This window comes from Chitinophaga filiformis (genome assembly GCF_021646545.1).
GTDB lineage: Bacteria > Bacteroidota > Bacteroidia > Chitinophagales > Chitinophagaceae > Chitinophaga > Chitinophaga filiformis_A.
Map to the genome: position 1 here is coordinate 381,168 of NZ_JAKIRP010000003.1, position 12,724 is coordinate 393,891.

Consider the following 12,724-nt stretch of genomic DNA (forward strand, 5'->3'; position numbering starts at 1 on the left):
AAAACCATTTTTTATATTACCTCAAGAGGTTGAGCGTACCTTTTCTGTCTACCGAGGTACCATCAGCCAATTTCAGTTTGCAGATGTAGATGTATACACCGGAAGGCTGTGCCTTGCCTTTATAACTACCATCCCATCCGAGGTTCTGACTGTTGGATTCGAATATCTTCTCACCCCACTGGTTGAACACCATGAAATGGAGCTCTCTTACCACTGCACCATATACCTTCCACACATCGTTCAATCCATCTCCGTTTGGTGAGAAGCCTGAAGGGATATATACACCGTCTGGCAATGTTTTACCGGTAACTGACTGGGACACTTTATCCTCGCAACCGGTAGCCTTCACCAGCAGTGTTACTGACTGCTGTGGTTTAAGACCTCTTATTACATGCTCCAGGCCCTGCGCACCGGAAGATGGTGTGATCCAGGTAGCGCCATTGTCTGTAGATACCAGGTAACCCGCCGCTCCGCTGATCTCATTCCAGGTGAAGCGGATCAGATCCACACCTACTGAATCTACTCTGAGCACAGGGGTGGCCAGTTGCGGTAACACCAGTAATACCGCAGGTGTACGCGCCAGACCGGCACAACCACCTTTTGTTGTTTCTACATAGTATACCGCAGCACTTGTAGCGTCTTTTATTTCAAGCGTAGCTCCTGCTTTGATCAATGCACCACCTGTAGCGGCATTGTACCAATTGTAAGAAGCGTTCGGATCAGGGTTCTGTACGGAGAAGGTGGCATCGGTATGTGCACAGATCCTCAGTGTGTCGGCATTGAGCGTAGCTGCTACCGGTTCACTCACTTCGATCGTTTTCACAGTATCGCCTACACAACCATCTTTCGTGATCACCTGCAGTTTTTCGGCATAGCTACCGGCAGCTGCATACTGTTTGGTGATGCTACGGGTATTTGCTGTAGTGCCATCGCCGAATGTCCATTGCCATTTAGTGATCGCTGCATTGTTTTCAGTAACTGCTGTTCCGTTGAATACAGCGATATCGCTGATACATCCGTTGTAACTGATAGAGAAATCAACCAGTGGCGCGGCAATCACCTTTACCGGCAGGTAAGTGGTGATACTGTTATCACAGCTGGCGATATCAGGGTTTGTCACTTTCACAGGGATCTGGTAAGTACCAGGAGCAGTGAAGGTGTAATCAGTAGCGATCTCATATTTGTAGTATGTCTGACCATCAATCACCAGTGTATCCACAGGTACCGGGTTGTTTGTCACCACATCTGTAGCAGGTTGCAGGTTCGCCACCTGGCTCAGTTGCCATGTCAGCGTAGCTGGTACCACTGGCAGCAGCGCAGTGAGGCGGAACGGTGTTTTCGCACAGGTGTAGGCGCTCTTATTGCCTGTTCCGTTGTGTACGTTGGTAATGGCAGGCTGCACATTCAGGTTCCTGATCTGCATGCCTACGTTGTATACATAACTTACGTCCGTACCGAAACCATAAGTAATAGCGGTGAAGGCAGAATCGCTCGTCACAGTGCTCAGGGCATCACCTGCGCTCCAGCGTTTTGTGATCACTACATAGTTTGGTCTGTTCGCGTGATTGTAAGAGTAACTGAATGCATTGCTGCCATCTATTAACAGGGAGTTCAGGCCTTGCTTATGGATAACAAGTGTAATGAAGTTGTACTGAACATTGGCCTCATTGTTACGGTAGAAGGTCGCTTTCTTTATGGCCTGCTCTACCGGTGTGATGTACACCATGTCTACGTCACCTCCCGGTGCATTGTTACAGGAGCCATCGATAGTGAAGTACTGCGCCACAGTTACCGGTTTGTCAGCCACGATATAATCGGCAGTCTTACTTTCAAATTCGTAATAGCTGTTGTTGATCAGGCCAGTCAGCGGTGTGTTGTTCCTTGTCACCACGGTAGCAGGATCTTTCACCAGTACACGGTAGATGTTTGTCATCAGGCGCACAGGATCGGCCATACCGGAAGCTGGCGCTGTCATGAAGGTCTTACCCCACGATTGTACCGGCTGATTTTGCTGCACCACATTATCACCATCACTACCGAATCCACCTGTAGTACCGCCGCAACCGAAAGCGCTGTAACTATTACCGGAGAATACTGCTACCGGATAACATTTACCATTTGTATTCTGTACTGCGCGTACGATACTACCGGAGAGATCATTGCCTTCATCCACATCTTTCATCGCACCCAACACCTGGTACACCTCTCCCCTGTTCAGCGTCACGGTGAACGGCTGGCCAGCGGCATGTCCGCCAACGGTTGCCTGTGATGGCGTGATCTCTACTACTGTACTGTCATTATCAGCAATGATGTAGAACCAGGAGAAGGAATTCGCATCACCAGCCTGGCGGGCTGACATCGGACGGTATTCATATCCGTAGGTACCTACAGGCATCAGCAAGGTGGCGCCGGCAGTCTGTGAGCTGTATTGATGCGCATATGCTGTTATTGGCGCATCGCTCTCGATACTGATACCGTAAGGATATAAGCCTTCACCTGTCAGACGCGCATCGCTCAATCCTGACTTAGGTATCATGTCGGTAGTCAGTGACGTGTTGGCTGGTACCAGGTAATCTTTACCCCATGCGGTACCATTTACTTTCACTACTACGTGTGCGTCTGTTTGTCCGGCTACCAGGTAAAGAGCGAGGTTCTGGTTATTGTTGGTCATGAAAGACCTGTCGTGACCATAAGCCACCCAGAAGCGGGTACCGATATTAGAAGTATCTGCACTGGCAGGACCTGAAGGTTCGAATATCAGGTTACCTCTCAAGCCAGTGAATTTGTCGAGATATTGTAGGGCTGTATCTGCAATGATATTCCTTGCCACATCTACTGTACTGCTATCATTGATGATCCAGGTATTGGCAGCATCTGTTCTGCCCAGGCGGATGTTCTTTTCTCTGTCCAGGTAACCCAGCCAGGAATCTACGTAGAACTGTTCCAGGTTGAATTTGTATGCACCGCCACCAGTTACATCCACGTCTGTGTAGAAGTACATGAAAGGTGTACCCGGAGCCAGGTTTGGCGGTACCACACCGGAGTAACGTTTCAGGGTGATGCCTGTTGGTACGGCGGTATTAGGATCCCAGGTGATCTTCGCTACAGTGTCAGAACCGTAGAGGAACTGCTGGGTGATACCAGGAGCTGGTGTGGCAGGGATAGCCTGCAGTACTGTCGGTTGTGCCGTTGGCAGGAATTCATAAGCGCCCATATCAGGCACACCTGCTGTCAGGGTAACGGGTCTGGTTTGTTTGTTGATATCATGATCGTTGCCTGCTATCTGCACACCACGGCCATGGATGGCCCATACATCCGGGTTGCTCAGTTCAGGTTCCAGTGTAGTTGTATTTGCAAAGGCAGGTTTGTGTACAATGGAACTGATATCCAGGTCAGAAGCAGCGATCCAGTCTGTCAGATTATCATAATCATCACTTGTACCACTTCTTGAGATCAGTACCGGGCCTGTTGTATAATAAGTATTGTAATCGCTGTTAATAAAGTCGCTGTATACATATTCTGCTGCCACACCGCCACCTTCATTGGTGAAGATATTGTTACGCAGTCTGACGTTGCCTTCAGTAGCATTCGTGTGGGAGAAGTATCCCGCTACATTGGCGCCAACTGCTGTGGAAACGTTGTATACAGAGTTGTTATAGTAGTTGATATTATTACCCTGGTTACTGTACAGACCATAAGCTACGGCGCCTGTCGTCTTCACACTGATCACGTTGTTTACAGTAGTGTTGTAAGTAGACGAGTTGTTGGCCAGTGCCCAGATCATGCCGGTGTTGCCTGTCACCGCTGCTATCTTATTCGCTTCTACCAGGCCGGTAGCAGCAGCTGAAGCCTGGCAATCTTGCAGGTTAATACCCCATATTGAACCGCTTGTATTACTGATAGTGATGGTATTGTTGCTTACCCTGTAAGCAGTATCACCATGATACAGCATGATACCGTAAACTGATGCAGCCAGCGGATCTTTGATATCAATCTCGTTCCTTGTCACCACCGGACGGGTCACATTACTGATATGGATACCGCTTGCATACATGCCGCTTACCTTATTGCTGTCTATTATCAGACCACGCACCTGCTCCACATCAGAAAGACCGGAGAAGTGGATCGCGCTGGCGCCATTCTTAATAGTGTTGCCGATGATAGCGATATTACCGCCGATGAAATCTTCTGCAAACACACCTACTGCATCGGTATTATCCACAGTCACAGCAGGCATATTTATATTGTTGTTCAGCAGGCTGTCTTTGATAGCAGTACCGTCAAATACCACTGCGCGTCCGTTAGCAGCGTTGCCGGCAGTAATGGTGATGTTCTTATAGGTAATGTAGCTGGCGCTGTCGAGCTTCAGTACATAGTTATTAGCTGCAGTGCCTGCAAAGGTCAGTGTAACAGAAGCCGGATTACCATTCTGACTGCGGAAGGTTACACGGCTGGTATCTGATGCGCCTGGAATCCGGTGCATGTACACCTGTTCTGTATAAGTACCCGGTACCACGTCAAAGATCACTTCACCGGCAATACCACACTCCATTGCTGCTACCGCTGTTTTGAATGAAGTAAAGTTCCTGTTGCCTGTACCGGTTGGGTTGATAGTGTAGACCCCTTTGATGAGTGGCTGATTCATGTTTACTGAAGCCACTACCGACCATGCAGTATCTGTATTGCTACATACCAGCTGACAACGGAAATAGTTGTTAGTACCCAGTTCTGTTTTAAATGCCGGGATAAATGCTGTGTCGCTGATATTGATCCATGGGCCGGTTGCGGAGTAGGAAGCCTGCCACTGGTAAGTTAGTTTACCGGCCGTTGTATTATCTATCAGATCGAGCGACACCATCGTACCCATACAGATGCCGGAGTTAGGAGTCACGACTGCTTTACCGGCGTTGATAGGCGTCTGGCAAAGCGGCATGCTTATTTCATACGCGCCTACGTCTGGTGTGGTCGCACTTCTTGGCTTACCCAGGATGTCAATAGCAATACCTTCCGGTGTGCCTGTGTTATCCATCTTATAGAACAATGGAGACAGGTTACCACCAACGAGGTCTGTATAGATAGGATCATAGTCTGTTGCAGCAGTATCCTGACCTGTCCCTGTTTTCCAGTCGGCCAGTGTTCTGCGCTCTCCGTTGAAGTCGCCGGTGTAGTTTTCTGTACCGCCGGCTTTTACGAAGTAGTTGTTATACTGGTGGGAAACGGTTCCGCCACTTATCTCTATCGCATGTTTCGGACCGGTGCCTGTACTGGTTACGGTGATATTGTTGTTAGTGAATTTAATATTGTCGCTGGAGTTGATATACGCGCCTGTAGAACCGGTCCATGTCTGATTACTTCCTGCACGGTCAACAGATACAGTATTGTGTGTTACAACGATGTTGCCGGTCCAGCTCACATAGATACCGTAACGGGTACCAGTGCTGTTCATGCTATAGATGATGTTATTCACCACTGTATCCGGCTTTGTCTCCTCAATGTCCAGGTTGTCGAGTGCAATACCATAGTAGGTATAATCATCCACCTGCGGCGTAGCATTCGCTATCTTGTTGCGGGCAATCTTGGCCCAGTCAGCACGTCCGCCGAGCGAGATACCATATACACTCCAGTCGTGGTTCTGACGGGTCGGACGGTCGATGGTATTCTCCGCTATCTGGGTATTGGAGCTGTATCTTACTTTGATACCTGCGCTGTAGTAATCCAATACCTTGTTTCCTATCACCACATTGTTCTTTGTTGCGTTGTTGCTGATACCTGTCAGGGTGATACCATAGTATCCACCGGTAATTTTATTCTTACTGAATACGTTGGCATCACACCAGTTGTTACCTGAGGAGTTATCTGCATCCTGATCAGAAGAGCTCACAACAATACCATTGTACTGGGTGCCTGTTGCATCCGCTTTTACAATGATCTCACACCTGGTAATGGTGTTGCTGTCGGCATGATTGAACAGCTGAACGCCATAACCAAATCCCCCTGTACCAGTTGCATCTATTCTCAGGCTGTCGAAGGTGATATGATCTGCCTTACGCAGTTTGATCACCGCTCTTTCCGCTGTGTTATCACCACTGAAATGGATCGTGTTGCCATTACCGTTGAAAGTAATGGTATTGATGGCGGAAGTACCCGGAATAGAATCCAGTATCAGCTGTTCTTCATAAGTTGTACGGCCGGCTACGACGTCAAAGATCACCGGTCCGCTAATACCGCACAGCATGGCCTCTTTGGCAGCATTGAAGCTGACAAAGTTGGTAGCGCTGGCCGGAGTGTTTTTATCGATCGTATATGTGCCGCCTGGCAATGCATTGTTCACTGTCAGTAACACAGGTGCAGAATAACCCGTAGTTACACCACAGGTCAGTGCCGCTCTGTAATACAGGGTGCTTGTTGCGGTGATGGTGCTGTCAGCGTATTCAGACGGAGCTCCCAGGTTGGTATAAGGACCAGCGGCGGTGGTGGCATACTGCCACTGATAGGTTTGTGACATTCCCATCGTGTTGCCCGTCAGACTTAACACCACCTGGTTACCTGCACACACTACCGGCTTGCTCACCTGTGCAGTACCACCTGTAGGAGGCGTTACGCAGGGAGGAGGTGTGAACTCATATGCTCCGAGGTCGGGCGCACTCACATTACGTGTTGCATTATTGATGTCTATGGCCACATTCACTACTGCACCTCTGTTATTCAGCATGGCGCTGGTAGCAGAATAGTTACCTGCAGCAATATCCTGGTAGAAAGGATTTACCGCGAAGGAGTTTGCATCCTGCTGGCTGGCAGTTTGCCATTCGCTCAAGGTAGGCAGGTTCTTTTCATAGAAGCCGGTGTGCTTGTTTGTTGCCAGTGGATTGATGAAGATGTCGTTCTTATCGGAGATAACATCACTTGTGGGATAAGCAGTACCGAAGTAAATACCGTATTGTGAGATATTCGATGTTCCTGTCAGCGTAATGATGTTATTGATGAATTCCACTCCTGCAGCAGTAGAGCTTTGGTTATATCCAGCTATTCTTGAAGAGGAAGTGTTTGTAGTAGATGTACCATCCATCGAGATGGTATTATGATAGATCCTGACGTTGCTGGAGCCGCTATTATAAATACCATAACGGATACCATTACCATTCAGGCCGTAGATCAGGTTATTGATCACTTCATTTTCCAGGCCGGTTATTGCGTCTACATTTTCCAGGAAGATGCCATAGAAAGCTGAAGTGTTGGTGAGGGCGCCACCGAATGGATTGCTGATGCGGTTACCATCTATTACCACTTTTGTGCTCAGGTCTGTGAGACCAATTGCAGTGAAGGTGGTCACACTGGAACGTGTCCCCCTGCTAAAGGTGTTGTTCTTTATGATGGCATTAAATGCGCCATGTACATAGACACCCCTGTTATAAAACTCGTTGATGGTATTGTTTAATACTTTATTCCGCTGGTTGGCTACTGAGGAGCTACCTACCAGGGTAATGCCGTAATAACCGCCTGTAATGGTGTTATAACTGAAAATATTATCGTCGCAACTGGTATTTCCCCTGCCAACCGGGTCGGTATCGGAAGCACTGACTACGATACCGGCGTAGGAAGAAGAAGTAAGCGTTTGCTGTACAGGAATAATACAACTGTCGATCGTATTGAAGTCTGCATCATTGATCAGCTGAACGCCGAAGCCCCATTGGGAAGAGGTAGTTCCTTTGGGCACTATTTTCAGGTTATTGAAAGTAAAATAATCCGCACCATTCAGTTTGATCACAGCAGACTCTGACTGTTTGGTAGGAAGGTAGGTGATGGTCTGGCCAGCACCGTTGAAGGTGATCGTATTGGTTGCAGAAGCACCACTCACCGCTGTGATGATCAATTGCTCGTCATATATACCGCTGCCTGCTGCTACGTTGAATACAACAGGGCCATCTATGCCACATTTGATATAATCATAAGCAGCATTGAATGAAGTAAAGTTACCGTTACCGGCTGGGGAATTCTTATCAATGGTGAACCAGCCATGAACGAGTGCCGGGCTTACTACCTGTACAGCGGTAGAGTTATCACTGCTGCCGCTGCCGGTACATGTTACCACACAACGGTAGTAAGTGCTCACCGACTGTGTCCTGTTCAGGAAAGCAGTATTAGCACCGGGAATATCTGTCCAGTTGGTATTGTCAGTTGAAGATTGCCATTGGTAGGTCAGTCCTGTAGCGGCAGTATTGCCGGTGAGGCTTAGTGTGAAACTGTTACCGCCGCATACAGTAGTTGCCGTAGTAGCAGTCGTACCTGCTTCCGGCACGCCGGCACATGCAGCAGCCGGTGTATAGTTCAGTATAATATCGGGACGGGTGGTCATTGTACCGGAGTTGCTCGTAGTAGCGGTACCACAGAGGCTACCCAGACCATCACTCCTGTAAGTATGAGAACCATTAAAACTCAGTCCTGTTGTCCATCTTATACTCGGGTTCCCGGTAAATCCATTGCCTCCGTTACACACTTCCACCAACAGGTTGTCCGTACCATTCCAGAAGAACGTGGGTAATACCGGGAAGCTATTTACACCTGTAACCACCTGATAGTTCACAGGGCCAAATACTGCATTACCGGAAGGTTCCCAGGCATTCGCATCCAGGGTGGTCTTCGCGGTAGTGGCGAGCTTAATAGTGTATCCGTCTATAATACTGGCGCTGTTCAGACTATTCACAGTGAACTTCACTGCGTTAATAAACCCTGGCTGCATGCCTGCAGCTATCAGTTCACTGGCCCGGTACAGATACTGTGCCCTGGAACCTTCGTAATAATCCTGTATCGGGCAGGGATATGCCGAGCTGGTATTGGCCCCGCTATTGGACCCGATCGTGATATCTACCTGTGCCGAAAGGCGGAGGACAGACAACAACAGTATGACCAGGTATAAAGAAGCCTTGTATAATACAGAAACAGGCTGATTTTTCATGGCTGTTTGTTTTAAATATTTCTTTCTTGGATGAATGATAGGGTGATGATATTATTGCTGCCAGCTGATCCAGCTACGGGCATCCTTTACATTCACCATATCAAAGGAAGTATTGCCTGTCTGCACGAAGTAGAATCCTTCACTTTCCTGGTATTTGGTAACAATAAGGCTCATAGTAGCAGCTGCGGCGTCGGGAATCTCTCCCCAACCTCCACCGGGATATGCAAAAGTGGTAGTACCATTGGATCTGAATGTGGGCGTAAACGCCGGACCATAGGCATAACCATCCGGTACAATACCGGCGAAGTCATATCCTTCACCATAATTGGGGTAATAGAACATAAAACGGAAACCTGCAATACCGGACACGTTGTAGGCGTCATCTACACCATTGACATGGAACCCTGTCGTAGAAGTCCAGTAAGAACCTGTTGACGCAGCCTGGTTGTACCAGCGTCGCCCTGCGTTCAGATCCAACACCTGTGGTTTAATTACACCGGTGACAACAGCAGTATGCTCACCTGCTTTCATCGTCATTTTTTGTCCGGCGCGATCCCACTTAATATCCGCAAACGATGAAAAGGTAAGCGCGCCATCACGGAAGGGGCTTGAGAATGAGACACCGTTACCATCGAAATAGTAATTGGCCGTAATGGTCTTTACATCATTAGCGTCAGGACGTACGAAAGTGATCTGGCGATACAGCTTGTCAACATAGATATCATACTTGTTGTCACCTACGGTCAGCTGTTTGAAATAAGTAAGGAACCGGGAAATATTATTGAACTCCCAGTTCCGTTTTTTATCGTAATAATCCTGTGCCTCCTGCGAGGTAGCTTTAACGAGAATGGCCTTGCTGCCATTCAGACGTCCTGTAAGTTTTATAGTGTCGCCATAGATACCATCTATCGCAAATTCAAAGTCAGAGAATAATCCTTTTCCATAGTAGCCACCGTTCTGACTGGCATCGGGATCGCACAGCACGTGGATATAGGAGTAAGTGTCAAACAACAGACATGGCTGCTGTAATGACTTCAGACGGAAACTGCTTTTTCTTACAGTAACGGACGACAAAGAGTCGAAGTCTGAAAACATATCCACCCTGTTGGCGGTATCAAATTTGAAATAGAACCCGAATGCTGTATTGGGTAAACCGGAAGGATATACAAGCGCCCGCCACCCGTAGGGAGCACCTGTCAACGCATCATTATATGCTGCCAGCGTTTCATTGATCCTGGTGTCCGGAGATTTATCAAAAACATCGTCATACTTCCGGCAGGAAGCAATTGCAACGATAATCAGTAAAAAATATAATGATAGATTTTTTCTCATAATGAGTTCGAAATTGATCTGGTTGATAAAGCCTTACCTAGTACAGCAGTTGTACGATAGATTTTCTGGTGTTGTCCTGCAGACTGTAGAAATCAATGTTGTAAGCCGCTTTAAAATAGTTTACCACCATCGCTTCTTTCTGTCTTAACCTGTCTTTGGCCTGCGCCTGGGAAGAGCCGTTCACACTGTATCCTTCCGGAATGCTGTTCACGATCCTGTCAAAACCCGCCTTTCCTTCTATCAGCATCATGGAGATCATTTCAACGAAGTCCTCATTTTCGTTTGACATGGCATACGCTGTTACGAAGCCGTCTTTGCGGGCTGTCGTATCAGCGATATTGTTCCAGTTACCGGTATAATAGCCGGCGCAGATCTTCTTGAATTCAGGAGGATACATTTTTGTCTGATGCAAGATGTGGCCAAATTCATGTTCGATGACATGGAAGATCTGTTTCACATTTCCGGTGTCTCTTTTGGTATAACCAGGCATATCTTTGGTACGGAAATCGTTCAGCAGGTACATCACTACTTTACGGCCTCCTTCTGCAGTACCGAGCGTGATGGTACCATTGTCATTCCAGCTGGCGCTGCCTGACAGGATGAAGAACTTAGGGCTGTATTTCTTGAAGAAAATTTCACCTGCGGCATTGATGTAATTATCGATCCACACTTTCTTGATGGCCCTGATAGCAGGGACTACCACTTCTTCGCGGGGTGGCACCAGGGTTTTGGTCACATCAAACTCAAACTGGTCCCATTTGTATTTTACTTCAATGTTGTAAGGAACAGTCATCGTATCGTGCAACCAGGCATCTAAAGATCCCGGAACCCAGGTATCGCCACCCAGGCCCGGGATGTCTTGCACACCACTGAGATCATCATCTCCTTTTGAGCAGGCAGCCAATACCGCCATTGCAAACAGCAAGAAGAATATTTTTATATGTTTCATATTTATGCGTTCTTTTTACGGTTGAGATTATCTGGGATTCAGGGCTATACCGGAGGTAGTGGCCGATAAAGGGATCTGCAACACACGGCGTTTATCGTCTGCCTGCAGTACCATCTGTTCGCCTTTGTCCGTATAATGCGTCACAGGCGCCTTATAGCGCTGAATGTCAAACCAGCGGTGTCCTTCCTGTACGAATTCAGCACGTTTGAGGTCAAGTATGGTCTGTAACAAACCGTTCTTTACATCTGAGATGCCATAGTAGTTCCTGATCTTCGTGGTAGTGATGCGGTGGGTAGAAACGCTGTAATTGGTGATACGTTTGCTGGCAAACAGGTTCAGATCTGCCAGCACATCATTGTTATTACCCAGATAAGCATTAGCCTCTGCCCTGTTGAACAATACTTCTTCTGTAGTGAACAGCGGCACCATTACATAAGGATCACCAATTGTAGCATTTACAGATGCCTTTACGAAGTATTCTGTCAGCTTAGGCACGAAGTAATCTCTGGTGCCATAGTAGTATAATGGATAAGCAAAAGACCCACCTGTTACATTACTGCCCAGTATCTGCTGCTGGATGTTGTAAGTCAGTCCGTATCTGTATTGCGCCACATAACGGCCATACAGTGATTGTGTTTCCACCAGCAGCAGGTTGGCTTTCTCAGAAGCCCTGGCATAAGTATCCCAGATCACTGCGGGGGTCATTGTTTTATAAGTAGTGTTCCAGGGGCGCATATTGCTGGCCAGGTCATTGTTGGGAAATACCTTGTTAGCATACTCCAGTACTTTCTGATAGTCCTTCTTAAAGAGATAGAACCGTGTAGCGAAAGCATAAGTGGCCGACTTATTAAAGTGATAACGTGGCACATCATAGTTATCATCACTGATCAGCGGCATACCCGCCAGCAGATCTTTTTCTATCATGTCATACGTATAAGCCACCGTCTTACGCTCATATTGTTTCATCACCACTTTTTCAGGTTCTGTTACATAAGGAATACCGGGATCACTGGAAGCAGTTGTTGCATCATAGAATTTGGAGAAAAAGGTTACCAGCATAAAATGTGCATATGCCCTGGCCACCAGTGCCTCTCCTTTCTGTGCAGTGTAACGGCTGGTATCGGCCGCTGCCTCACATGCTTTTAATGCGTTATTGGCGGCTGCAATAGCCGTATAACATGCCTGCCAGTAGTATTCGGGAGAATCCTGTTCTGTAGCTGATACATCATTGAAGAAATAAGGGTCCAGGTTAGTCCTGTCGGTCACACCGGCGCCTTTATCTTCCACGTTATCAGTCATCGCTTCTGCAAAAACTATATAGTTGGCCTGCGGATAGGCAGTACCCAGCAGCTGTGATACCTTGGCAGGGGTATCCAGTTCTGTCCAGCTGCTATCCGGAGATTTGTCGAGGTATTTGTTACATCCGGCTATGGTTATCAGACAGCCACTTATGACTGCTACCCTTGTGAAAAATTTCGTCATAACCATGT

The 12,724-nt window shown here is 47.6% G+C and carries 4 protein-coding genes; all 4 read right to left on the bottom strand.

Features of this window, described 5'->3' with window-relative positions; all coding sequences use genetic code 11:
* Positions 1-16: 16 nt before the first annotated feature.
* Genes L3C95_RS11290 through L3C95_RS11305 form a run of 4 tightly spaced genes read right to left on the bottom strand, consistent with a single transcriptional unit; the run spans position 17 to position 12,716 of the window.
* Positions 17-8,953, bottom strand: a complete 8,937-nt coding sequence (locus L3C95_RS11290; RefSeq protein ID WP_236386119.1) for a gliding motility-associated C-terminal domain-containing protein — start codon at positions 8,951-8,953, stop codon at positions 17-19.
* Positions 8,954-9,004: 51 nt separating this feature from the next.
* Positions 9,005-10,285, bottom strand: coding sequence for a DUF4302 domain-containing protein (locus tag L3C95_RS11295; protein ID WP_236386117.1), 1,281 nt, complete (start codon positions 10,283-10,285; stop codon positions 9,005-9,007).
* Between the two features lie 37 nt (positions 10,286-10,322).
* Positions 10,323-11,234, bottom strand: a complete 912-nt coding sequence (locus L3C95_RS11300; protein ID WP_236386115.1) for a putative zinc-binding metallopeptidase — start codon at positions 11,232-11,234, stop codon at positions 10,323-10,325.
* Positions 11,235-11,261: 27 nt separating this feature from the next.
* A complete protein-coding gene (locus L3C95_RS11305) occupies positions 11,262-12,716 on the bottom strand; it encodes a RagB/SusD family nutrient uptake outer membrane protein (protein WP_236386114.1) in 1,455 nt (484 codons plus the stop codon).
* Between the last annotated feature and the right edge of the window lie 8 nt (positions 12,717-12,724).

Excerpts from the sequence above, each read along its gene's own strand:
- L3C95_RS11290 (WP_236386119.1), bottom strand. The coding sequence starts at position 8,953 with ATGAAAAATCAGCCTGTTTCTGTATTATACAAGGCTTCTTTATACCTG.
- L3C95_RS11295 (WP_236386117.1), bottom strand. The coding sequence starts at position 10,285 with ATGAGAAAAAATCTATCATTATATTTTTTACTGATTATCGTTGCAATT.
- L3C95_RS11300 (WP_236386115.1), bottom strand. The coding sequence starts at position 11,234 with ATGAAACATATAAAAATATTCTTCTTGCTGTTTGCAATGGCGGTATTG.
- L3C95_RS11305 (WP_236386114.1), bottom strand. The coding sequence starts at position 12,716 with ATGACGAAATTTTTCACAAGGGTAGCAGTCATAAGTGGCTGTCTGATA.